Origin of the sequence: Parabacteroides sp. AM08-6 (assembly GCF_003473295.1) — a bacterium.
Taxonomy (GTDB): domain Bacteria; phylum Bacteroidota; class Bacteroidia; order Bacteroidales; family Tannerellaceae; genus Parabacteroides.
In genome coordinates this window covers 109,112-133,231 of sequence record NZ_QRMP01000002.1, presented here as the reverse complement: position 1 = coordinate 133,231, position 24,120 = coordinate 109,112, and the positions used below count along the sequence as shown (strand labels likewise).

Genomic DNA, 24,120 nt, shown 5'->3' with positions numbered 1-24,120 from the left:
ATAATAATATCGGATATGAGATTTTTAGGAAATATTATCTGGCTGATATTCGGCGGGCTGATTACAGCATTGGAATACATCATTTCCAGTTTACTGCTGATGATAACAATTATCGGGATTCCTTTCGGGCTTCAAACACTTAAACTGGCAATGCTTGCTTTATGGCCATTCGGGAGTCGGGTAACAGACAACGGGAATTCGGGAGGTTGCCTCTGCTTGGTCATGAATGTTATCTGGATATTTCTCGGAGGCTTCTGGATATGTTTGACTCACCTGTTCTTCGGTATTTTGTTGTGCATTACCCTGATTGGTATTCCTTTCGGCAGACAGCATTTCAAAATGGCAGCATTAGCTCTGACTCCATTCGGGAAAAAGATTGAAAACAACTAATCAATCGAAATCTGTTCTACTTCCACCGGACGACTGAGAAAAACAGATGCTGTTTCAGAAAATTTCTCCGCCGACTCTGTTGTAAGAAAACGGCAATGATTGTTACGGGTTAAACGGGCATTCATTTCCGGATGCCTATATAGATAGTCCTTCAAGCTGGCTGCTACATATTCTCCCTGCGCAAGAATCTTTATGCCGGCAGGCAAAAATGATTTAATTTTATCAATCAGCAGCGGATAATGCGTGCAGCCCAGTACTATTGTATCTATTTTCGGATCAACCGCCAGAAGATGTTCAATATTTCTTTTTACAAAATAATCCGCACCCGGAGAGGCAAATTCGTTATTTTCAACCAAAGGGACCCACATCGGACAAGCTTCTCCAGTCACCTTGATATGCGGGAACATTTTTTCTATTTCCATCGAATAAGAACCGGACGAAATAGTTCCGGTCGTTCCCAAAATTCCGACATGTTTACTAATACTGAGCCGGTCCATCAACTCCACAGTAGGACGAATGACCCCCAATACACGTCGTTGCGGATCCCATCCAGGCAGGTCCCGCTGCTGAATAGTGCGTAAAGCTTTTGCAGAAGCGGTATTGCAAGCCAGTATAACCATTTGGCAACCTTCGTTAAAGAGCTTTTCTACCGCCTGACGAGTAAAGCGATAAACTACTTCAAAGGAACGAGGACCATAAGGTGTACGCGCATTATCTCCCAGATAGATATAATCGTAATCAGGCATTGTTTTCCGAATTTTATCAAAGATGGTCAAACCGCCATATCCGGAGTCGAAAATGCCAATAGGGCCTGGAGTCTGAGGAAACATATCTGAAAATATTTTTATTCAATAATCCACATTTATATAGACAACAAAGGATGCCTTTCCACGAAAAGCATCCTTTATCTTATATCTTACAAGGCACTAATTCAAACCTAATTTCGCTTTTACAAAGGGAGTAGCATCAACAGCCGCATTACCTGTATAAAGGACAGCTTGTGGGTCCAGAATGTAAGTATAACCTTTTTCATCGCCTACAGCCTTAATGGCATCTCTCAGTTTCTCCTGAATCGGGGCAAACAACTCTTGCTGTTTTTTTCCAAATTCCTGTTGTGCAACTTGAACAAAATTATTTGAACGTTCTTGCAGGTCTGACAACTCCTGCATTCTTCTCATCTTAATATTCTCTGTTAATGAATCCTGCTGAGCAATAAAATCGGCATATTTTCTTTCGTATTCATCATTTATAACTTTCATCTCCTGTTTGTATTTAGCATCCAAATCCTGCAATGCTTTCTGCATACTGGTGAATTCAGGCATGATAGTGAGGATTTCCTGGCTATTTACAATAGCAATCTTACCTTCCTGAGCAAAAACTCCAAACGGGAGCATCATTAACAATAAAACAATCAGTTTCTTCATTTTTCTATAAAATATTACTTTGTTATTAATCAATTTCCAACTTGCTTATATTAAAGCGCACAAATGTAAGCATTTATTTTGAATATCCTAACTTTATAAGCACTTCATCGCTTATATCTATTTTAGGAGAAGCATAAATTATACTCGCGTCGGAAGCTCGATCCATGACTAGCTGATACCCTTTATCTTCGGATATTTCTTTCACAGCATTATAAATCTCATCATGTATCGGTTTTATCAGACTCGCACGTTTTTTATATAATTCACCGTCAGGACCAAAATATTTACGTTTCAAATCCTGGGCTTCCTGTTCTTTCTGAACAATCTCTTCCTCACGCTTCGTCTTCATTTCGGCAGAAAGAAATACCAAATCGCTCTGGTAGGTTTTATACATATTCTGGGCTTCCTGCTGAATGGCTTCCACTTCATTCTGCCATTTCTTAGAAACCTGACTCAACTGTTCGTTCATCATTTCATAAGCTGGAATATTCTTCAGGATATACTCCATATCTATCAATGCGAATTTTTGAGCTGATGCTGCAAACGAACAAAGAAGCAGCAAACAACTTAAGGCAATAATCTTTTTCATACACATTATTCTATTAGTTTTACCTTCTGACTGCAAATATAAAAGAATTGGGGATTGAAAATCGAAAATTGAATTTTAATAATAGTGGATTAACAATTTAACAGACTTGAGAAAGAGAGTAATAACAAAAATCAAGCCACTCATTATAAAAAACGGACAACCGGAACTTTCATCCGATTGTCCATCTATCATTTATTTTCAAACTCTTAAAATTCCTGGCCGATAATAAAGTGGAAGTTACTGCCGCCTCGTTGACCGCTTCCGTCAGGACGATCGAAACCATAAGCCCAGTCGATACCCATCAGACCAATCATCGGAAGGAAAATACGAACACCAACACCGGCCGAACGTTTCAACTGGAAAGGATTGAAATCTTTCAGGTCTCTCCAAGCATTACCTGCTTCCACAAATACCAAGCCATAAATAGTTGACGACGGTTCCAACAAGAACGGATAACGCAATTCCATTGCCAAACGGGAATAAGCATAACCATAAGAATTGTATCCGCCATTACCTGCAATACTACCGTTTTCGTAACCTCTCAAACCAATCGTTTCAGTTGCATAAGTACTGGAATAACCACTCATACCATCACCACCCATATAGAAGGTTTCGAACGGAGATTTCTTATATTTGTTGTAAGACCCCAAGAAACCGTACTCAACACGTGTCATTAATACCGGTGTGCGTTTTACTGTCAGAGGGGCCAGCGGAGAAAATATCTTCGCTTTAAATTTCCATTTATGATATTCTATCAATTTGAACTTATCCGGATCCTGATCGTTCATATTCTTATAATCTTTACCATCCCACAACGACCAAGGAGGAGTTGCGGCAACAGAGAGTAAGAATTGAGAACCGTAACGTGTATACAACGGATTGTCAATAGAATTACGTTGCAACATCAATTCGAGGTTGATATTATGACAGTTACCATTATTTACCAAGAAATAATCCCAGTCTTTCATCATATACAACTGATAATTCAATGTTGCCATAAACTGGAAGTAGTCATCCGGCCAGTTCAAACGTTTACCGTAACCGGCAGCAAGACCGAACATCATAATGGACTTATCCGGGTCATAAGCTAATTCATAATTGCCGTAATTGCCACCATAACCATAACCGTAACCATAATTACCGTAACCATAACCACTATAATAAGGATAACCTCCATAATAGTTATTGTAGTAACTGTTATTATTTAAATAATTACTACTGATATCCGTTTGCTTGGAGAAATATGCACTTACCGACAAGGTATTCGGTCGTTTACCTCCAAACCAAGGGTCCATAAATGAAATACTGTAAGCCTGATAGTAACGTCCGTTTGTCTGACCGCTCAACGTCAGTGTCTGTCCTTCACCCTGTGGAATTATACCTTTATAGGTCTTCGGGTTCAACAAATTCTTCATGGAAAAGTTCGTAAACTTCAAACTCAACTTACCAATCACACCTGTCTGTCCCCAACCTGCAGAGAATTCAATCTGGTCGTTTGCTTTCGAAACCAAATTATACTGAATATCAACTGTTCCGTTTTCAGCATTAGGTATTGGTTGCGGAACCAAGTTTTCCGGGTCGAAATGCCCCATTTGAGCAATCTCACGAGTTGAACGCATCAAATCATCACGACTGAACAACATGCCTGGCTTCGTTCGGAGTTCACGACGGACAATATCTTCATACAGCCGGTCGTTACCGTTTATTATAACTTTATTAATGGTTGCCTGCGGACCTTCCTGAACACGTATTTCCAATGAAATCGAGTCATTATCGACATCCACTTCAACCGGGTCAGCACCAAAAAAGATGTAACCGTTATTATAGTATAGATTGGAAACAGCACTTTCGTCCGTAATTAACCGTTCATTCAGCTTCTTCTGGTTATAAACATCACCAGGTTTCATATCCAACAATTGCTGCAACTGCTCAGTCGGATATTGTGTATTACCGACAAAAGAAATATCCTTCAGATAATATTTGTCACCTTCCTCCAATTTCAAGAAAATATCCACTTTTTTCTTATCATAGTTCACAATACTGTCTTCAATCAGTACAGCATCGCGATAACCATGTTCGTTGTATTTGGATATAATATTCTTTTTATCATTTTCATATTCTTCAGTTGTAAACTTCTTAGTGCTGAAAGCTTCACGGATACTTGATTTCCAGTCATTATAAAAACTGAACTTTTCATTTGTCTTCTTCATCGCCTTTTTCAAGTCGCGTGCAGACAAAGCCTTATTTCCTTCAAAGTGGATTCTGTGAATTTTGGTCTTTTCATTCTTATCGATATTAATATCGACGATTACTTCACCTTCGTGCGATACATCATCCTTCTGGACGATATCAACATCTACATTCTTAAACCCTTTGCCATCAAAATATTTCTGGATAAGCGTTTTCGCCCTGTCCATCACATTCGGAGTAATCTGATATCCTTTTCGCAATCCTAATTTGGCTTCAAGGTCTTCCCTTTCACCCTTTTTAATACCGCGATAGTTTACCTGCGAAATACGGGGACGTTGCTTCAACTGAATTTCCAACCAAACTTTGTCGTCTTCAATCTTGGTTGCCAATATCTTCACGTCTGAGAACAATCCGTGTTTCCAGAAACGCCTTACTGCTGCTGTAATATCCATTCCGGGAATGGTGACCTCATCACCCACCGATAAGCCGGAAAAAGTTATCAACACGAAATCATCATAATCCTTAACCCCCGTTACTTTAATATCAGCAATCTTATACTTTTTAGGAGATAAAGAATACGAAATGACCGGCACTTCTGCCGGTTCCTCAACCTTTGTAGTGTCAGTTTCCTGGGCGTAAATACCACAGGCGGCACCCAGAAAAATCAAAAACAGCACTATTCTTTTGTACATATAACAGCTATTGTTTATAAGATTATTTGCTCACTTGTCTTACCGAAACGCCGTTCACGCTGTTGGTAATACAATATAGCTCCATACAACTCTTCTTCTCTGAAATCGGGCCAATACACATCGGTAAAAAAGAATTCCGCATACGATAATTGCCATAAAAGGAAATTACTGATACGTTTTTCTCCCCCGGTACGTATTAACAAATCCGGATCGGGAATACCTCTGGTAGACAGGTGTTCCGAGACTACAGCCTCGGTTATATCGTTGGGGTGGATTTTCTTTGACTGCACTTCTTCCGCAAGCTGTTTCACGGCTTCTACAATTTCCCAACGGGCAGAATAACTCAACGCCAATACAAGCGTTGTACCCGTATTGACAGAAGTCTGTGCGATACATTCCATCAAAGTAGCATGCGCATCAACCGGCAAACGGTCAAGATTACCGATAGCCATCAGACGAACATTATTTTTCATCAAATCAGGCGTTTCACGATGAATAGCCGTAACCAGCAAACTCATCAAAGCCTGAACTTCCGCTTCCGGACGATTCCAATTTTCGGTAGAAAACGTGTATAGCGTCAAATATTTCAAACCTAATACGGTAGCCGCTTCCACTATCTTACGGACAGAAACGACCCCTTCCTGATGCCCGAAGCTACGGTCTTTCCCCTTTGCTTTGGCCCAGCGCCCGTTACCATCCATAATAATCGCCACATGTTGCGGCAAACGTTCCTTGTCTATTTTTTCAATCAACGACATAGTGTTTTCATCTGTAACTACTGTTACTATTTATACTATTACAAGGTCTGTTCCGAGGACCAAAATCCCACGTGACAGAAAGCAGCAGAAAAGAATACCAATCTTTATTCTTTAGAAAACTGCTTTTCATATGATACGGATCATTCAATATGGAATTACTATCGTCCGTCACGTCTAAACCATCACCAAACAGCTTACGAAACGAGAACTCGCATCCCAGATTAATCCGGTTCTTCATCTTATATTTAATACCAACTCCCAACGGTATATTCGGACCGGCAAACGTATTCCCACTACCCGGAGCGACTGTCACTCCCAAACCGAAGAATACATAAGGCGAAAAACGCTTTGCATTTGCATAAGCAAATTTATCGCTATACGGAAAAAAGTTAAATTCCATTTGACCACCTAGCTCTATCAGACTACGGCTGAAAGAAACTTGTGCATTGTTCGGAAAAACATTTTTCTGTCCGTCCGTACTGCCGGAAACTTGTCCCCACATCAAATTTGCCTTAAAGGCCCATCTGAAATTCGGGTTGTAGCGGAATATCGCTCCTAATGCCGGGTTTAGCCCTTTAAAGGGAGTATTTTTATTAACGTCGCCCATATAATAAGCTCCGCCGGCCATTCCGCCTATTTCATATTTATATTCCTGCGCACGTACATTGCCGATAAAACCGGCAAACAGTATGAAAATGAATATGCGTTGAAAGAAAGTTGAAGTCATAATCTTTGCTGTTATATTACTACACCTTCCTTTTCTAACGCTAAAAGCCTCATAAAATTATACTGTTTTACATGAACTTTCCTAATCTTTAAAACCCAGACGATTTATACGACCGCGCCAGATTTGATCCAAAACATTCGAACTTGTTGTTTCTTTTCCACCGAAAAGATACATATAATTATCTTTATCTACATAAATAGATGCATATCCACGTGCCTTAAATTCAGGAGGCATAACTGTCAGTGTATCCGACAAATTCCAAGTCACACCGTAATCCTGCGACATATAAATTTCAGAAGAAGCCTTACCGGCCGCATCAATTCCTCCAACCATAAACATTCGGTTGTCATACTGGATTACCGATACACCTTCGCGTACAGAAAAAGTTTCAGTTTCTTCATCTGTAAAGTTAGCCCAGACAAGACCATCACTTGTTCCCCAAACCGTATTGGTCAGTGAATTATTTTCCGTCCTTCCTGCTACAACCATCAGATAAGCGCGAAACATAGAATTGTATGAAACATTTCCAAAACCGCTCATAGGGAAACCGGCACTCACTGTATTTCCTGATTTCCATTCCATCGACTTATCCATGCGGGCAAAAGTAGCAACACCATTCTGGTCGACAATGGCTGCCATAGCCGATTGTTGTTTCCCCGAACCAGTAAAGTCATCACTTACTTTAATACTGCCTAATAATGTTTTTATCGAAGGCGCTCCTTCTACAAGCGTCCAATCCGTCCCGTTTGCGGAGCGGTAAAGAAGTCCGTCGGTTGTAATAACATATAAATTTCCTTCATATTCATCAATTTGCGACAAGCGGAGATTGTCAGCAGGAAGTCCGGTCAGTGACAATGGCTCCCAATTCCTGCCATCCGAAACAGCGGAACGATACAACAAATATCCCTTACTTGCATTAACCGGCTGCATATACATATAATAGAACGCGGAACCCTCTTCGCCAAAAACAATTGTTTTTTCTTCCTTTATTGCTTCACCCGCAATATTTTCAGAATAAACAGTCCAAACCATCGAGTCCGGAACAACCTGATGGATATTTAATTGTGCGGTATACTTTTTGGTAGTTTCGCCATCCCAAAGTGTATTAATAAACTGCACCGGCTTGCTAAAATCCAGTGAATCCTGCAAATTCCAAGAAATTGTATCACCTATCGCTTCCTGTATCACCTGGCACCCCCATACTGTAGTAGCCAAATTCACGGTACAAATGACTTTATCTTTTAGTTCCGTACCATAAGGCATAGAATCCGCATTAAAAATAAGCCCATTAATCTGATCGATTGTAAATACAACATTCTTCAACTCGGGAACAGAGTCGCTCGATAAAGAAAAAGTTAGAATCTGACAATCTTTACTCAACTCATAGTCTATTTCGTTTGATCCTAGACAGGAAGACAACAAAAAGACAAAACATCCGGTTATAAACAGTACTAATTTCTTTTTCATCAAAAATAAGTTTGTTGCATATAAAGGCACAAAAGTAGAAACATTTTTTGCTTTATACCTCATAAGGGGGAATATTTATAATATTTTAGTTGCTTATCCATAAATATGTCGTATGAATCACACCACTTCCTACGATTGTTTTTCCCATTTCATTACGTGAAATTATACTTTCAACATATATTGAATTCAAAAAGCACAATTATCTTTCTTTGTTACAACAATTATGTTTCTTTCATTCAACATCGTTTAATGAAGTTTTTGTCGGTACGTTTGTAGAAGATGCCCGTTATGATTTTTTAAATCGTAAGGACAACCGGAGATAACGGGAGCTTCTATTCCGGAGCAAAGAAGCACGGGGGCAGTCTCCACACATATTTCATCCCACAATCCCGCTTGCAAAAAACTTTCCAACAATTGGGAACCTCCTTCAACCAACAAAGAATTCAGCTTACGTACATATAATTGATGAAGTACTTGAGGCAGTACATCATGGCTAAAATCAATCGTAACATATTCTACATTCGGACGATTTTCGGCATCACAAGCTGTAAAAACAAGTGTCCGTACAGTGCCATCCATCAAATGATAGCCGGACGGGACACGCAATTCCCTGTCCAGCAACACACGGACAGGCGAATTTCCGACCCAATGCCGTACTGTAAGAGAAGGATTATCCAAGAGCGCCGTACGTGTCCCCACCATGATTGCCGCCGCTTTGGTACGCAAATGATGTACATGGCGAAGTGTTGCCGGAGAAGAAAGGACGGTTGCCGGAGTCTGCGCATCCTCCCGCGCCTTATCCAAGAAGCCGTCCAGGCTCTGCGCCCATTTCAAATAGATATAAGGACGTTTCAAACGCTGGAAAGTCATAAAAGCCGCATTCAGTTCGACAGCCTCTTTTTCCATTACACCTGTGACAACCTCCACACCTGCATCGAGCAACATTTGTATCCCGCGACCGGAGACTTCGGGAAAAGGGTCCGGACTTCCTACCACTACACGGGGAATGCCTTTTCGGATGATTAGTTCCGCACAGGGAGGTGTTTTACCGTAATGGCTACAAGGTTCCAGACTGACATAAATCGTAGAATCAGACAATAAAGCTTCATTTTTAACGGAAGTAATTGCATTCACCTCAGCATGAGCTTCCCCGTACTTCCGGTGATAACCTTCTCCTATAATTTTGCCGTCATGTACAATAACCGCACCGACCATCGGGTTGGGAGCCGTATCGCCTTCTCCCCTACGAGCCAGCTCAAAACAGCGGGCCATATATTTCTCTTCCACCTCAATCATAATCGTTCTTTAATGGATTCTGCCAGACAAAGATACAAGAAATAGTTTGTGCTTAACTACGAAACTCCTATCTTTGCCTTAAAATTATATAGCATGACTGAGACCATTGCCTACATAAGCAGCTCCCTGAAAGATATATATCCTAAAAGTGAAATCAGCAGCATGACCCGTTTGATTATGGAACGTATATGCGGCATTCCGCCTCACATCTATTTCTTTTGTAAAGAAAAAATATTGTCGGAGCAGGAAAAAGAAAGAATCAGAATGATTGTGGAACATTTGAAACAATCGGAACCGCTGCAATACATTTTGGGAGTAGCCGACTTTTACAGTCTCGAATTCGAGGTCAATCCTCACGTTCTGATTCCACGTCCGGAAACAGAAGAACTAGTCGAACAGGTTATTATCGATCATGAAAAGCAACAAGGGAAAATTCTGGACATCGGGACAGGTAGCGGCTGTATCGCCATCGCATTAGGCAAACATTTAAAAAATGCGGAATTATTCGCTATGGACATTTCGAAAGAAGCACTAAATACCGCACGTAGAAACGCCAAACGCAACGGCGTGACTGTCACGTTTATCCACACCGACATACTCTCTCCGGCAAAGGCAGAAGCCGATATTCCTTTTCTTTTCGATACAATAGTGAGTAATCCTCCTTATATAAAAGAAAGCGAAAAGAGGGATATGGAAGACAATGTATTAAAATACGAGCCTCATTCAGCCCTGTTCGTCCCGGATAAAGATCCGCTACTTTTCTATCGCCACATAGCCAAATTCGGAAAGAAGAAATTAAAACGGAACGGACGCCTGTATTTCGAAATCAATGCCCAGTGTGGAAATGCTACGGTAGACATGTTACGAAACGAAGGATACAAAAATATAGAACTGCTGCAAGACCTTTCGGGAAAGGACCGCATTGTAAAAGCACAACTATGAAACAAGCAAACGAACAGGAAATGCTCCATCGAGCCGCAGCTTATTGCTCCACAGCCGAACGCTGTATACTGGATGTCGAAAAAAAACTGGAAGCAGCCGGCTTGTCAAAAGAAGAAAATGAACGTATCATTGCCCGGCTTCTCAAAGAAAAGTTTATTGACGAAAACCGGTACAGCCGGTGCTTTGTAAACGACAAGCTTCGTTTCAATAAATGGGGACGCATCAAAATCAATTACGAACTGCAAAAAAAGAATATTCCGGCAGTTGTCCGTTCGAATGCTTTATCCGATATTAACGAAACGGAATATCAGGAAATCCTGCTATCCCTGCTGAAAAGTAAAATAAAAAGCATACACGGAAAAAATGAACGTGACGTTTATGGAAAACTACTTCGTTTCGCAGCCGGACGTGGTTTTGAAAGCCGTGAAGCACTCTATTGTCTGAAACAACTTTTCAAAGGAAACGGGTATGATGACGATTTTGAATGATTTACTCAGTTTGTTTTTTCCCCGTTTGTGTATGCTATGCAAACTTCCCCTCACAAAAGGGGAAGAACACATTTGCCTCCATTGTTTGTGCCATTTACCTTATACCCGGTTTTCCGACAACGAGAATAATCCTGTATCCTTCTTATTCAGGGGGAAAGTTGCAATAAACAAGGCTTCAGCCCTCCTCTATTACGAAAAAGGCGGACATGTACAGCGACTCATTCACTCCCTGAAATACTACGACAACAAAGAATTAGCTTTTTATATGGGACGCATGGCCGCATTATATTTACAAAAAAATGGTTTATTCGAATCTGTCGATGTCCTAATTCCGGTCCCGCTACATCCTGATAAACAGCGAAAGCGTGGCTACAATCAATCGGAATGGATAGCCAAAGGCATCCATTCCGTATTAAATATTCCTGTTGATACCCTATCTGTCCGCCGTTTGAAAAAAACAGAAACACAAACAAACAAGATGATTTACGAACGCTGGAAAAACGTACAAGATATATTCTCCCTTGTACAAGACAAAGAGATACAAGGGAAACATGTCCTGCTGATAGACGACGTTATCACCACTGGCTCCACGCTCGGTTCCTGTGCGGAAAAGCTTCTCACAATCTCTCGAATCAAGGTTAGCATACTAAGTTTAGCCATTACACATAGTTAAATATAATCCCGCATTTTTTTTCAAGAACTGCAAGGTTATCTCATAACCTTTAGCTATTTTTGCAGACTGATATAAACACATTATTAGGTTGTATGAAAACACTGGAAAGATTAGTAGCAGAGAGATTATTAAAGATTAAGGCCGTAAAATTGCAGCCTGCCAATCCTTTCACTTGGGCTTCCGGATGGAAATCTCCCATCTACAATGATAACAGAAAGACGCTTTCCTACCCGGAAATCAGAAGTTTCATCAAATTGGAACTGGCACGTACGATTAGTGAAAAGTATGAAAACGCAGATGCTATTGCCGGTGTTGCAACCGGAGCGATTGCTCAAGGGGCATTGGTTGCCGACCTATTAGGCCTGCCGTTCGTATACATCCGTTCAACGCCAAAAGATCACGGACTGGAAAACTTAATTGAAGGAGAATTGAAGCCGGGTTCAAAAGTTGTAATCGTTGAAGATTTGGTTTCTACCGGCGGTAGCAGTCTGAAAGCTGTACAGGCCGTTCGCAATTTCGGTTGTGATGTCGTAGGCATGGTCGCTATTTTCACATACGGTTTTCCTGTTGCCGTAGAAGCATTCAAAGAAGCAAAAGTTACGCTGACAACATTGAGTAACTACGATGCTGTTTTGGAAGAAGCTCTACGTACCAATTATATTGATCAATCGGAAATAGCCGTTTTGCAAGAATGGCGCAAAAATCCGGCAAACTGGAACCCTGAAGCATAATTCGTACGGAATGACAGATTTTGTGAGTGAAGTAAAGACGATCCCCTTCAATGAGGATCGTATCTTTAATATGTTGTCCGACCTTTCCAATTTGGAGAAGGTCCGGGATAAAATTCCCGAAGACAAAATCAAAGATTTTGAGTTCGATAAAGATTCTTGCAGTTTTTCAGTTGCACCGGTCGGTAAAATAACTTTTGAAATAGTCGAGCGTGAACCAAACAAGACGATTAAGTTCACCACGACTAATTCTCCTATTCCATTGTTTCTGTGGATACAATTGAAGCAAATGGAAGAAAACGATACACGGATGAAGATGACCGTTCGTGCCGATTTGAATCCGTTTATCAAACCGATGGTATCAAAACCTCTGCAGGATGCTATCGACAAAATCTCTACAGTATTGGCATCATTGCCTTATTAACAAGTAGTTGGTAGCTGGTAGTTGGTAGTTAACAACTACGATTAAACAGCTCATCAACCTATCCTACTAACTACCAGCTACTAACGACTAACTACAAATCACTAAAAATGGCTCAGAAACTTTGGGAAAAAAATGTTCAGGTAGATAAGGAGGTGGAAACCTTTACCGTCGGCAAAGACCGCGAAATGGATTTATACTTGGCAAAGTATGATGTATTGGGTTCGATGGCCCACATCACCATGCTCGAAAGTATCGGACTGCTGACAAAAGAGGAATTAACACTCCTGTTAACCGAACTGAGAAACATCTATACGATTGCCGATAACGGGCAATTTGTAATTGAAGAGGGAGTGGAAGATGTTCACTCGGAAGTGGAACTAATGCTCACCCGTCGACTGGGCGATACCGGAAAAAAGATACACAGCGGACGTTCGCGTAATGACCAGGTTCTACTGGACTTGAAGCTTTTCACCCGCGCTGAAATACAGGAAATCGTACACCTTGTATCCGACTTATTCGATGTTTTAATTTCACAAAGCAGCCGCCACAAAGACACATTACTTCCGGGATATACCCATTTGCAAATAGCTATGCCATCCTCTTTCGGACTATGGTTCGGTGCTTATGCCGAAAGTCTTGCAGATGATTTGCAACTTATGCAAGCCGCTTATAAGGTTTGCAACCGCAATCCGCTTGGCTCTGCCGCCGGATATGGCTCGTCTTTCCCGTTGAATCGCCAGATGACAACGGATTTGTTAGGGTTCGATTCGCTCGATTACAACGTTGTCTATGCCCAGATGGGAAGAGGGAAAATGGAACGTACCGTCGCTTTTGCCATGGCCGGTATAGCAGCTACGCTGTCTAAACTCGCATTCGATGCCTGCATGTTCAATAGTCAGAATTTCGGTTTCATCAAACTACCGGACCAATTCACAACCGGCTCCAGCATTATGCCGCATAAAAAGAATCCGGACGTGTTTGAACTTACTCGTGCCAAATGCAATAAAATACAGGGACTTCCCCAGCAAATCATTTTAATAAGTAACAACTTGCCTTCCGGTTATTTCCGTGATTTGCAAATTATCAAGGAAATATTCCTGCCTTCGTTCGATGAATTGAAAGATTGCCTGCGCATGGTCACGCACATGATGAGGGAGGTAAAAGTAAACGAACATATATTGGAAGACGACAAATATGCCCTTCTTTTCAGTGTGGAAGAAGTAAACCGTCTCGTATTGGAAGGAGTTCCGTTCCGCGACGCTTACAAGCAGGTGGGACTGAATATCGAAGCCGGCCAATTTGTCCCGGTTAAGGAAGTTCATCATACGCACGAAGGCAGTATCGGGAATTTATGTAATGATAAGATTTCCGCCCTGATGCAAAATATAGTGGATGGTTTCTCGTTTGATTCAATAAACGAAGCCGAAAAAAGGCTCTTATCCGAATAAATACAATGAAACGATTTCTGACTTGCTTCCTGATATTGTTGGCATGCTCTTGTACAAAGACAATCAAGACGAATATTCCGCCTTCCAGAGTCTATTTAAGAATCGATTTACGATATGAAGATAAAGACCTCGTAGGTACTTTAAATCATAAAGAATTCACAGCACCACGTAAGGCAGGCGAGTATGTCGGTTATTCCGGAGTACTGGTTGTATGCGGTTTCGACAACGTATATTATGCGTATGATTTATGTTGCCCGCACGAAGCCTCCAAAACCAACCGTATCGTTCCCGACAACACCGGAAAAGCCAAATGTCCGAAATGCGGGACAGTCTACGATATAGGATATGGAACCGGTGCTCCGGTAGAAGGTGTATCCGAATATGCGTTACAAAGATACAACGTCACTTCATTAGGACAGGAGTTACTCATTCAGAACTAAAACAGAATGTGTCGCTGAACTTTTTTAATCAATTATTTGCAGAAATAAAAAAAACATCTACCTTTGCACACGCAAACGAAAACAATGCAACAACGCGGAAGTAGCTCAGTTGGTAGAGCATAACCTTGCCAAGGTTAGGGTCGCGGGTTCGAGTCCCGTCTTCCGCTCATCTCTTAGGAGAAAGGGATGCTCGAATGGTGGAATCGGTAGACACGAAGGACTTAAAATCCTTTGGCCATTGCGGCTGTGCGGGTTCAAGTCCCGCTTCGAGTACCATATTACATTTTGCGGAAGTAGCTCAGTTGGTAGAGCATAACCTTGCCAAGGTTAGGGTCGCGGGTTCGAGTCCCGTCTTCCGCTCGCTTCCAAAAGGCCTCGGTATTGCTTGCAATATCGGGGCTTTTTACTATCAATTCAAATAATAAAAATAACAATGAATCATTCCATTATAATCAGAGAAGAAAAAGAGGCCGATTACAATCAGGTATATAAGTTGATAGAAACCGCTTTCCTCACAATGGAACACTCCGACCATGATGAACAAAATCTGGTAAACAGGCTAAGAGGCAGCAAAGCCTTCAGACCGGAGCTTTCACTTGTAGCGGAATACGAGAATAGAATTATCGGTCATATTCTTTTCACTGAGGCTAAAGTAGGCAATCATATCTTGCTCGCTTTGGCTCCGGTCGCCGTTATCCCTGAAATGCAGAACAATGGTATCGGGGGCAGATTAATTACGGAAGGGCATAAAAAAGCCGGAGAATTGGGATATAAAGGATGTATCGTTCTCGGACATGCCCAATACTATCCTAAATTTGGTTACAAAAAAGCAAGTATGTATGGAATACAGGCCCCTTTTGAAGTTCCCGACGAATGTTTCATGGCTATTGAATTAGTGGAAAACGGACTGGAAAATGTCCGGGGAACAATTGAATATGCAAAAGAATTCTTCGAGATAAACTAAGATATAAGGAAAGAAGAATTAGGTTAGGGGCTATATTTTTTACCCTATAGGGTATTGGCTATTTCCCTATAGGGTAAAATTGAATACTTTATTTAAAAGATTATTTTCCCTGCAAAGCAGTATCCATCGCAGCAGCAGCCTTACGACCATCTCCCATAGCCAGAATGACGGTTGCACCGCCACGCACGATATCTCCACCGGCGTAAACATCAGGCAATGTGGAACGCATATCGTCTTCGTTCACTACGATTGTTCCTTTTTTGCTTACTTCCAAACCCTGGAAAGCACGCGGAATAAGCGGATTGGGAGAAACCCCCACACTTACAATGACTTCGTCTACATCAATTGTTTCTATCGCACCTTCAATAGGAACCGGGCGACGGCGGCCGGAAGCATCCGGTTCTCCTAATTCCATCTTTTGCAAAAGCATTTGTTTCACACGTCCCCGCTCGTCCCCGATATATTCAATCGGATTGTGCAGAGTCAAGAACTCAACACCTTCTTCTTTGGCATGTTTTACTTCTTCAAGACGGGCGGGCATTTCTTCCTCGCTACGACGATACACAATCATAGCACGTTCCGCACCCAGCCGACGGGCTGTACGGACAGAGTCCATAGCCGTATTACCTCCGCCGATTACAGCCACCTTCTTTCCCTGTAATACAGGTGTATCACTTTCCGGATTTGCGGCATCCATCAAGTTGACACGGGTTAAATATTCATTGGAGGACATCACTCCTATGAGGTTCTCGCCCGGAATATTCATAAAGTTAGGCAATCCCGCTCCACTGGCGGCAAATATACCTTTAAAACCATCCGTATGTAAATCATCGTACGAAATAGTCTTGCCGACAATACAATTGGTCAGAAACTTCACTCCCATCTTGCGAAGGCCTTCTATTTCGACATCCACAATTTTGTTTGGTAAACGGAATTCCGGAATACCATATTTCAGCACTCCTCCGATTTCGTGCAAAGCCTCAAAAACTGTTACATCATAGCCGCGTTTTGCCATATCCCCGGCAAAAGAAAGACCGGCAGGACCGGAACCGACAACTGCAACCTTGATTCCATTTTTCCGAGCCACTTCGGGTACGGAGATATTACCGCTTTCCCGTTCATAGTCGGCAGCGAAACGTTCCAGATAGCCGATTGCAACAGCAGGTTTCCCCATCTTCAGATGGATACACTTACTTTCGCATTGCTTTTCTTGCGGACATACACGACCGCAAACAGCCGGCAACGCACTTGTCTCTTTCAACACGCGGGCCGCTTCAAGAAATTCACCCCGTTCAATATTCTTAATAAATGTCGGAATACTGATATTAACCGGACAACCTTGCATGCAAGTCGGGTTCGGACAGTCCAGACAGCGCTGGGCTTCTTGTACGGCTTGTTCTTTTGTCAGACCCAAATTCACTTCTTCCAAACGGGTATGACTACGATATTCGGGGTCCAGTTCATTCATTGCCACACGGGGAATATCCGTGCGTTCTTTATTTTTTTTGCTCTTACGCAATGCTTCCCTCCAAGGTTCGGCACGACGAGCGGCGATTAATTCTTCTGTTGTCATTGATTTTCTGTGGCTTATTTACTTCTTTTCAATATCTTTATATGCTCCAAGACGCATCAGCATCTCATCGAAATCCACCTGATGGGCGTCAAATTCAGGGCCGTCCACACAGACAAATTTAGTCTTTCCGCCTACTGTAATACGGCAAGCTCCGCACATACCGGTTCCATCCACCATAATGGTATTCAAGGAAGCAACAGTCGGTATCTCGTATTTCTTTGTAAGAGCCGAAACAAATTTCATCATAACGGCAGGACCGATTGTTACGCAAAGATCGACTTTCTCACGATTGATTACGCTTTCCACTCCATTTGTCACCAGACCCTTTGTACCATAAGAACCATCATCCGTCATAACAATAACTTCATCCGAATGGGCACGCATTTGTTCTTCCAGAATTACGAGATCTTTCGTACGGGCTGCCAATACCACAATCACACGGTTTCCTGCCTTATGAAAAGCTTCGACGATAGGAAGTAACGGAGCAACCCCAACACCCCCACCGGCACAAACGACAGTTCCGACTTTTTCTATATGGGTGGCTTGTCCCAACGGACCTACCAAGTCTGTTATATAATCGCCTACGTTCAGTTCGCAGATTTTCTTGGAAGAACCTCCTACAGCCTGAATAACCAGCGTAATAGTCCCCTTTGTCGTATCCGCTCCCGCTATGGTAAGCGGGATACGTTCCCCTTTCTCGCCGACTTTTACAATAACAAAGTGACCAGCTTTGCGCGAACGGGCAATCAAAGGAGCCTCTACTTCCAGCTTCACTACGTTGGCAGAGAAATGTTCTTTACTTACAATCTTATTCATTATAATCGCTACTATTGATAGTTTATCTTGTTGATTGGTTTGCAAAAGTACATCAAAAAAGTAAATATTCTGGTATTTTGCCAAATAAAAAGCCTTTATTCGAACAATCCTTCGTCACGTATCAACATCAGCAAAGCCGAATGGGGAACAATCAAAAACTTCTCCTCATTAAAATTAATCTCATAAGCCGCACTCTGTAAAAAGACAGCCAAATCACCTTGACGAGCTTGTAAAGGCAAATAATGGACCGCCTCATCCTCTTTCTTCTCCCAAACCTCATGCTCCTCGCTTTGGGAAGGAAGCGGATAACCCGGACCAGCCTTGATAATATACCCGCTCTGAATTTTCTCACCTTGCTGAACCGTAGGCGGAAGATAAAGTCCTGATTTCGTCTGACTTTGCGGATTCTTTGGTTTGATAAGCACTTTATCGCCTACCATCAGAAATTTGTCTATGTCTTTTTGTTCTATCGTTAATTGCATGACTCCTTATATATGATTTATGAGAACAAATCTACAAAATATCTTTGTATCCGGGACAAATAAAAGAAAAACAGAATAGATTTTTACTATCCACAGACTTATTTCTAACAACCTACACCCAATTATTACAAAACCAAATGAAAACAAAAAAAAGAGTGCCAAAATTTTTTCAATCCCGACACTCTTTTCCCTTATTATCATTTTCTTTTAAAGGGGATGCCCTTTAAATACGTTTGACTGATCAGACGGATATAAGTAACCGGTGAATGAAACACGATTGCTGTTGAAATTCGGACTTACAGTTGCCGTACATTTATTCGTACCGTACACCATGCGAATCGTTACAGTTGCCGAAACAGCTACTCCCTGTACCATCATATTCAAAGTGACATTGCCTTTTTTGTCTGTCTTCATCACTACATTGGTAGCGGAACCATCCACTGTAATTCCTCCGATACCGTTAGGTCCGTTAACAACCCCGTTGAAAGCCAACTGGATGGTCGCTTTGTCTCCCTGCATCGATATAAAATTCGTACTGGGAGTAACATACGCAAAACGTCCGCGTTTAAACTCCACACGGTCTGCTTCCAACACAAAATCCTTATTGCTTAAGGCCTGTATACCTTGTTCAAACAATGCCATTTGTTCAGCCTCTTCCGCAAGCTTCTGTGCTTCTTTTGCTGCTTTCTTTGCAGCCTTCTCTGCGTCCTTCGCAGCCTTTTCGGCTGCTTTATCCTGCTGGGCCATCATTGTACCTGCACTAAAGAGCAGGACTGCCAGTAATAATAATACCTTTTTCATACATCATTATTCTTTTAGTTTTAACTTTTAGTCAACTATCATATAGAAGACAATCAAGCACTCAAAAGGTTCAATCCGACATCTTACTTTTCATGTTTTTAACATGATACCACAAAAATAACCAAGCAGTTGCAGCGGCTACAAAATCAGAGAATGGAGCTGCATACCAAACCCCGTCCAATCCCCAGAAATGAGGAAAAACCAAAATAGCCGGTATCAGGAATAACACCTGACGACTCAAACTCAAAAACATTGCTTTCCAAGCAATCCCGATACTCTGGAAAAACTGACTGATTGAAATCTGCGAACCAACCAATACGAATACAAACAAACTTATCCGCAAACCATTGGCTGTCACATCGAGCAATTCAGGGTCACCGGTAAATGCACGCGCTATTATTTTCGGAAACACGATACTGCACAAACAACCAATTCCCATAATAACCGTTGCCGTAACAATCACCAATCGAAGCGTCTCTTGTACCCGTTTGTACAGACCGGCACCGTAATTAAATCCGACAATCGGTTGCATTCCCTGCGCGATACCGATAATCAACATTACAAGCAACATGCCCACACTGGCGATGATACCATTTGCTCCAAGAGCCAAATCTCCCCCATGCTCCTTTAAAGCATAATTCTGGATAACGGTCACCAAGCTACCAGCCAGCTGCATGGCAAAAGGAGATACTCCAATCGTCAGAATAGTCCAAACGACATACCATTCCAGCTTAAAATATTTTACATGAAAACGGACAATACTTTCCTTGCTCACAAAATGGCTCATCACATACGTGGCACTGACAGCCATTGAAATAACCGTAGCAATTGCCGCCCCTTGAATCCCCATATCAAACCAGAAGATAAATATCGGATCGAGAATAACATTCATTACAGCACCAATCATCATTGTTATCATTGCCTTTTTCGGGTAACCGGAAGCACGCATAACGGCATTGAAGCCAAAACTTAGTGATGCTAATAAATTTCCCGGAATAGCAATATAAAGATAGTCTTCAGCATAAGGTATCGTCTGTTCACTTCCTCCAAACCAAAACAACATATCTTTCAGGAAAAGCATACTGGGGATAATGGTCAAAGCTGAAAAAATAAAAGTCAGCGTAAAAGCATTACCCAACACCTTTTCCGCCATTTCATTCTCTTTTCGCCCTAAATAAATGGAAACACGGGTCGCTGCACCAGCCCCGACAAGCATACCGAAAGCTTGTAGAAAAAACAAAATAGGAAATGTCAGCGTCAAACCGGCCATTGCCAAAGGCCCCACCCCCTGACCGATAAAGATACGGTCTACGATATTGTATAAGGAGTTTACCATCGTGCCTATTACGGCAGGTATCGCATAATGCAGCAATAACCGGCTAATTTTTTCATGTTCCAGTCGCGCAGTTATTTCGTTTGTCATAATCAATTATTCGTTTTTCTGTTTATTCATGCACTTTATTTCCTTTATCAACGCGGATACGTCCGGCATTACCTTCGTTTGCCCATCCGGAAATGTCATCTCCAGTTGACGAGCAGTCTGGCAATTGATATTCACCTGTCCGTCTTTTACGGGAGAAGGACGAAAACCGTTCCGTATCAGCGCATTCCCAACCCAATAAGAGACTATAAAATCCCCTTCCACTCCAATAGGTGAAGTTGGAGTTTCCGTATTCAGCTTTCCGGTCGACGGGTCGAACACAATTCCCTCTTTTCCGAAGAAAGATTCAAACGCACCACTCATAATAAGGTCTTCAGGTGTTCCGCAAGCCATCGGACGTCCCTTTTCCTGAAGCCACAAACAATCTCCCATTTGAATAGCTAAATCAAGGTCATGGGTTGACAACAAAATAGTTTTTCCCTGTTCCACTGCCAATTTATGCAGCAACACCATTGTTTCAATCCGGCTTGTCACATCCAGAAAAGCAGTCGGCTCATCCAGCAAAATAATCGGACACTGCTGAGCCAAAGCTTTAGCTATCATAGCTTTCTGCCGTTCTCCGTCGCTAAGTTCCGAGACATAGTTATGTGCTTTATGAGCAATTCCCGTCGCTTCCAGCGATTGCTCGACAATATCCCGATCTTGTTGCTTCAATTGACCGAAGAAACCCGTATAAGGATGACGTCCTAAAGAAACTAATTCGTAGACAGTTATACCGCCGGCATTCGTTTTTTCCGTTAACACAACACCTACAGTCAATGAAAAGTTGACTTGCGAATAATCCGACAAAGGTTTTCCCATCAAACATATCTCCCCGCCAAGAGGTGGCTGAAATCCGCATAAAGTCCGCAATAAAGTTGATTTTCCTGCCCCGTTTAATCCCAACAGGCAAGTCACCTCGCCGGAAAACAACCGTAAATTCAAACCTTCATGGACAGTCTTTCGTTTACCACCTTTCAACCGGTAACCGATACAAAGATTATTCGTTTCTATCACAGGTGTTTGCATCATAACCTCTTTAGTCAAAGTACTGAATATTTTTCCGGTTTACAATCACATAAATAATCACAGGAGCGCCCAACATTGGAGTAACCGCATTCAAAGGCAATATATTGTTCGTACCCGGCAGTACCATCAATAAGTTACAGAGTAAAGCAATGCAAGAACCGGTCAATAATGTAACCGGAACCAACATTTTATGATTGGAAGAACCGAGCATCAAACGTGCAATATGCGGAACAGCCAATCCGATAAAAGAAATCGGCCCACAAAAAGCAGTCGTTGTTGCAGTCAATAATCCGGTACACAACAAAATCAAGATACGGGTCCGTTTAATCTTAATACCCAAATTAGCCGCATACATTTCGCCCAGCAAAAGAGCATTCAGCGGTTTTATCAATAGGATGGCAAGAAACAGTCCTGCTAAAGTAAACAAAAGAAAATAAGGTAACTGTTGCAAAGAGACACCGGAGAAATTACCCAATCCCCACATCACAAAAGCATGAACCTTATCCGTCGACGCATAATAGTTCAAAACTGAAATAAGCGAAGAAGCCAAATATCCAATCATAATCCCGATAATCAGCAACATCACATTATTTTTCACTTTAGCCGAAAAGTAGATAATCAATCCCAATATGCAACCGGCCCCACAAAATGCAGCCATTATCACAGCCACATAACCGCTGATAGGCCAATCCGCAATCAAATTCATGGACCCGCCGAAATAGAGCAAAATAGCAGCCACTCCCAAGTTCGCCCCATCGCTAATTCCTAAAATAGAAGGCCCTGCCAGTGGATTACGGAATAACGTCTGCAATAATAAGCCACTGACAGCCAGCGAAGCTCCCGCCAAAAGAGCCGTTACTGCCTGTGGAAAACGAGACTGTAATACAATATTTTGCCAAGCCTGACGCTCCGTGTCATGCCCCATCAAAATATTGACAACACTCTCCACCGGTATGGAAACAGCTCCATATACCAAACCACCTGCAAACAAAACGAACAGGATACATACCAATAACGGATAAAAAAACAGGGCTTGTTTATTCATGACCGCAAAGATAATGCTTTTTAATTGTTCAATCGAATTGAACGTATGCAATCACTGATAAAACACCGGGAAGCTATTTCCAACGAAATTATCCGACAGGAAAATTTCTTGTATGGACGGTTCCAATATTATTGCTACATTTGCCGGGAAAAGAAACATCATTCACCTATGGCTAATCTTGCTGCTAATTTCAATCATCTGAAACCCCTCCTGAAATGGGCGGGTGGTAAAGAAAAAGAAATTAAATATATTGTTCCCTGCTTACCGGATACATTCACAAATTATTTCGAACCTTTTGTCGGAGGCGGTTCTGTTTATATGTCCCTGAATGCCGAACATTATTTTATCAACGACAAATCAGACGAACTGATTTCTTTATATCAGAACATAGCACAAGAGAATCCGGATTTCTACAAATATGTAGATGCCATTATCGATGCTTGGGACAATATGACGGATTATTTTCTGGCGCACAAGCATTTGGGAGAAACCTACAAATGCTATCGCTCCGACACCATTGCCCAAGAAGAGCTGAAGGAGACAATTAACTGGTATGTCAAGAAGGAAGATGGCTCTATTAAAGGGATTATCCCTTCGGACATCCTTTTCGACAAACAGGTTCTTATCAATGAATTCAAAAAAAACCTCGTACGGAAACTACTACGCATGAAGGTTATCGAAGAACAAAAGAACAAACTTCCCGATGAGGATTTATACAACAATATAGAGACTGCATTCAAAAGCGCCCTCTATATGTATTTCAGATACCTGTATAACCGGGAGGATATAAAAGAGAAATATCCGGAACTACACTCCGCCCTGTTCCTTTTCATCCGGAATTATTCCTATAGCGGAATGTTCCGTTACAATGACAAGGGAGAGTTCAACGTTCCTTATGGCGGTATCGGTTACAACGGCAAAACCCTCAAAAAGAAAAAGGAATATTACCAATCGAAACCATTACTCGACCACTTGCAGGATACAACCATCGAGAATCTGGATTTCGAAACTTTTCTAACCCGGCATAATCCGACGGAAAACGATTTCATCTTCCTGGACCCGCCTTACGACTCGGAGTTCAGTACCTATTCCCAAAACTCCTTTACCGAAAGAGAGCAGAGACGTCTGGCCAATTACCTGTACAACTGTCAGGCAAAATGGATGATGGTGATAAAAAACACCCCGCTCATCTCCTCTCTCTATTTCGATAGAGGACTAAACATTCAGGCTTTCGACAAAAAATACCTCGTCAGCTTTATGAACCGGAACGATAAAAATGCGGAACACCTCATTATTATGAATTACTAAGTATTT

Annotated in this window: 25 protein-coding genes and 3 tRNA genes; 13 read left to right on the top strand and 15 right to left on the bottom strand. The window is 41.8% G+C overall.

Annotated features, from left to right (window positions below; genetic code table 11):
• Nucleotides 1-15 precede the first annotated feature (15 nt).
• A complete protein-coding gene (locus DW103_RS02360) occupies nucleotides 16-390 on the top strand; it encodes a YccF domain-containing protein (RefSeq protein ID WP_122274064.1) in 375 nt (124 codons plus the stop codon).
• Here DW103_RS02360 and murI read toward each other — a convergent pair.
• The 8 genes from murI to ribD all read right to left on the bottom strand — a co-directional run bounded on the left by murI (nucleotide 387) and on the right by ribD (nucleotide 9,533).
• Complete coding sequence (gene murI / locus DW103_RS02355) at nucleotides 387-1,220, bottom strand: glutamate racemase (protein WP_122274063.1); 834 nt, start codon at nucleotides 1,218-1,220, stop codon at nucleotides 387-389. The genes DW103_RS02360 and murI overlap by 4 nt on opposite strands.
• 96 nt (nucleotides 1,221-1,316) lie before the next feature.
• Nucleotides 1,317-1,814, bottom strand: coding sequence for an OmpH family outer membrane protein (locus tag DW103_RS02350; RefSeq protein WP_122274062.1), 498 nt, complete (start codon nucleotides 1,812-1,814; stop codon nucleotides 1,317-1,319).
• A 73-nt stretch (nucleotides 1,815-1,887) separates the two neighbouring features.
• Nucleotides 1,888-2,403, bottom strand: a complete 516-nt coding sequence (locus DW103_RS02345; RefSeq protein WP_122274061.1) for an OmpH family outer membrane protein — start codon at nucleotides 2,401-2,403, stop codon at nucleotides 1,888-1,890.
• 206 nt (nucleotides 2,404-2,609) lie between these two features.
• On the bottom strand, nucleotides 2,610-5,285 hold the full coding sequence (gene bamA, locus DW103_RS02340) for an outer membrane protein assembly factor BamA (protein WP_122274060.1): 2,676 nt from the start codon (nucleotides 5,283-5,285) through the stop codon (nucleotides 2,610-2,612).
• Nucleotides 5,286-5,299: 14 nt separating this feature from the next.
• On the bottom strand, nucleotides 5,300-6,043 hold the full coding sequence (locus DW103_RS02335; RefSeq protein ID WP_122274059.1) for an isoprenyl transferase: 744 nt from the start codon (nucleotides 6,041-6,043) through the stop codon (nucleotides 5,300-5,302).
• A 7-nt stretch (nucleotides 6,044-6,050) separates the two neighbouring features.
• Nucleotides 6,051-6,770 (bottom strand): DUF6089 family protein, encoded by a 720-nt coding sequence (locus tag DW103_RS02330; protein ID WP_122274058.1) that lies wholly within the window; start codon nucleotides 6,768-6,770, stop codon nucleotides 6,051-6,053.
• 81 nt (nucleotides 6,771-6,851) lie between these two features.
• The gene (locus tag DW103_RS02325) at nucleotides 6,852-8,237 is read right to left on the bottom strand and encodes a DUF6242 domain-containing protein (RefSeq protein ID WP_122274271.1); all 1,386 of its coding nucleotides are present in this window, start codon (nucleotides 8,235-8,237) and stop codon (nucleotides 6,852-6,854) included.
• Between the two features lie 246 nt (nucleotides 8,238-8,483).
• Nucleotides 8,484-9,533 (bottom strand): bifunctional diaminohydroxyphosphoribosylaminopyrimidine deaminase/5-amino-6-(5-phosphoribosylamino)uracil reductase RibD, encoded by a 1,050-nt coding sequence (gene ribD / locus DW103_RS02320; RefSeq protein ID WP_122274057.1) that lies wholly within the window; start codon nucleotides 9,531-9,533, stop codon nucleotides 8,484-8,486.
• 93 nt (nucleotides 9,534-9,626) lie between these two features.
• Here ribD and prmC point away from each other — a divergent pair, with 93 nt between their 5' ends.
• The 11 genes from prmC to DW103_RS02265 all read left to right on the top strand — a co-directional run bounded on the left by prmC (nucleotide 9,627) and on the right by DW103_RS02265 (nucleotide 15,640).
• The gene (prmC, locus tag DW103_RS02315; protein ID WP_122274056.1) at nucleotides 9,627-10,475 is read left to right on the top strand and encodes a peptide chain release factor N(5)-glutamine methyltransferase; all 849 of its coding nucleotides are present in this window, start codon (nucleotides 9,627-9,629) and stop codon (nucleotides 10,473-10,475) included.
• Nucleotides 10,472-10,963, top strand: coding sequence for a regulatory protein RecX (locus tag DW103_RS02310; protein ID WP_122274055.1), 492 nt, complete (start codon nucleotides 10,472-10,474; stop codon nucleotides 10,961-10,963). The genes prmC and DW103_RS02310 overlap by 4 nt, the downstream gene beginning before the upstream one ends.
• Complete coding sequence (locus DW103_RS02305) at nucleotides 10,944-11,636, top strand: ComF family protein (RefSeq protein WP_122274054.1); 693 nt, start codon at nucleotides 10,944-10,946, stop codon at nucleotides 11,634-11,636. The genes DW103_RS02310 and DW103_RS02305 overlap by 20 nt, the downstream gene beginning before the upstream one ends.
• Before the next feature lie 92 nt (nucleotides 11,637-11,728).
• Entirely contained in the window at nucleotides 11,729-12,367 is a 639-nt protein-coding gene (pyrE, locus tag DW103_RS02300; RefSeq protein WP_122274053.1) for an orotate phosphoribosyltransferase, read from the top strand.
• Between the two features lie 10 nt (nucleotides 12,368-12,377).
• The gene (locus tag DW103_RS02295) at nucleotides 12,378-12,788 is read left to right on the top strand and encodes an SRPBCC family protein (RefSeq protein ID WP_122274052.1); all 411 of its coding nucleotides are present in this window, start codon (nucleotides 12,378-12,380) and stop codon (nucleotides 12,786-12,788) included.
• Nucleotides 12,789-12,895: 107 nt separating this feature from the next.
• On the top strand, nucleotides 12,896-14,236 hold the full coding sequence (argH, locus tag DW103_RS02290) for an argininosuccinate lyase (protein WP_122274051.1): 1,341 nt from the start codon (nucleotides 12,896-12,898) through the stop codon (nucleotides 14,234-14,236).
• A gap of 5 nt (nucleotides 14,237-14,241) precedes the next feature.
• Nucleotides 14,242-14,676, top strand: coding sequence for a hypothetical protein (locus tag DW103_RS02285; RefSeq protein ID WP_122274050.1), 435 nt, complete (start codon nucleotides 14,242-14,244; stop codon nucleotides 14,674-14,676).
• Nucleotides 14,677-14,770: 94 nt separating this feature from the next.
• Nucleotides 14,771-14,843: transfer RNA gene (locus DW103_RS02280), tRNA-Gly, on the top strand.
• A 21-nt stretch (nucleotides 14,844-14,864) separates the two neighbouring features.
• A tRNA-Leu gene (locus DW103_RS02275) sits at nucleotides 14,865-14,952 on the top strand.
• Nucleotides 14,953-14,963: 11 nt separating this feature from the next.
• Nucleotides 14,964-15,036: transfer RNA gene (locus DW103_RS02270), tRNA-Gly, on the top strand.
• 73 nt (nucleotides 15,037-15,109) lie between these two features.
• On the top strand, nucleotides 15,110-15,640 hold the full coding sequence (locus tag DW103_RS02265; RefSeq protein ID WP_199652944.1) for a GNAT family N-acetyltransferase: 531 nt from the start codon (nucleotides 15,110-15,112) through the stop codon (nucleotides 15,638-15,640).
• 100 nt (nucleotides 15,641-15,740) lie between these two features.
• Here DW103_RS02265 and gltA read toward each other — a convergent pair whose 3' ends face one another.
• From gltA to DW103_RS02230, 7 genes are all read right to left on the bottom strand, one after another.
• Nucleotides 15,741-17,213, bottom strand: a complete 1,473-nt coding sequence (gltA, locus tag DW103_RS02260; RefSeq protein ID WP_122274049.1) for an NADPH-dependent glutamate synthase — start codon at nucleotides 17,211-17,213, stop codon at nucleotides 15,741-15,743.
• An 18-nt stretch (nucleotides 17,214-17,231) separates the two neighbouring features.
• Nucleotides 17,232-18,029 (bottom strand): sulfide/dihydroorotate dehydrogenase-like FAD/NAD-binding protein, encoded by a 798-nt coding sequence (locus DW103_RS02255; RefSeq protein WP_122274269.1) that lies wholly within the window; start codon nucleotides 18,027-18,029, stop codon nucleotides 17,232-17,234.
• A 95-nt stretch (nucleotides 18,030-18,124) separates the two neighbouring features.
• Entirely contained in the window at nucleotides 18,125-18,511 is a 387-nt protein-coding gene (locus tag DW103_RS02250; protein WP_122274048.1) for a co-chaperone GroES family protein, read from the bottom strand.
• A gap of 207 nt (nucleotides 18,512-18,718) precedes the next feature.
• Nucleotides 18,719-19,312, bottom strand: a complete 594-nt coding sequence (locus tag DW103_RS02245; RefSeq protein ID WP_122274047.1) for a DUF4251 domain-containing protein — start codon at nucleotides 19,310-19,312, stop codon at nucleotides 18,719-18,721.
• Nucleotides 19,313-19,382: 70 nt separating this feature from the next.
• Nucleotides 19,383-20,735 carry an MATE family efflux transporter gene (locus DW103_RS02240; protein ID WP_122274046.1) on the bottom strand — a complete coding sequence of 451 codons (1,353 nt, stop codon included), beginning with the start codon at nucleotides 20,733-20,735 and terminating at the stop codon, nucleotides 19,383-19,385.
• Between the two features lie 6 nt (nucleotides 20,736-20,741).
• A complete protein-coding gene (locus DW103_RS02235) occupies nucleotides 20,742-21,764 on the bottom strand; it encodes an ABC transporter ATP-binding protein (protein WP_122274045.1) in 1,023 nt (340 codons plus the stop codon).
• Nucleotides 21,765-21,771: 7 nt separating this feature from the next.
• Complete coding sequence (locus DW103_RS02230; RefSeq protein WP_122274044.1) at nucleotides 21,772-22,806, bottom strand: iron ABC transporter permease; 1,035 nt, start codon at nucleotides 22,804-22,806, stop codon at nucleotides 21,772-21,774.
• 45 nt (nucleotides 22,807-22,851) lie between these two features.
• On the opposite strand from DW103_RS02230, the gene DW103_RS02225 reads away from it, so the two are divergent.
• Nucleotides 22,852-24,114 (top strand): DNA adenine methylase, encoded by a 1,263-nt coding sequence (locus DW103_RS02225; protein WP_233545588.1) that lies wholly within the window; start codon nucleotides 22,852-22,854, stop codon nucleotides 24,112-24,114.
• The last annotated feature ends 6 nt before the right edge of the window (nucleotides 24,115-24,120 follow it).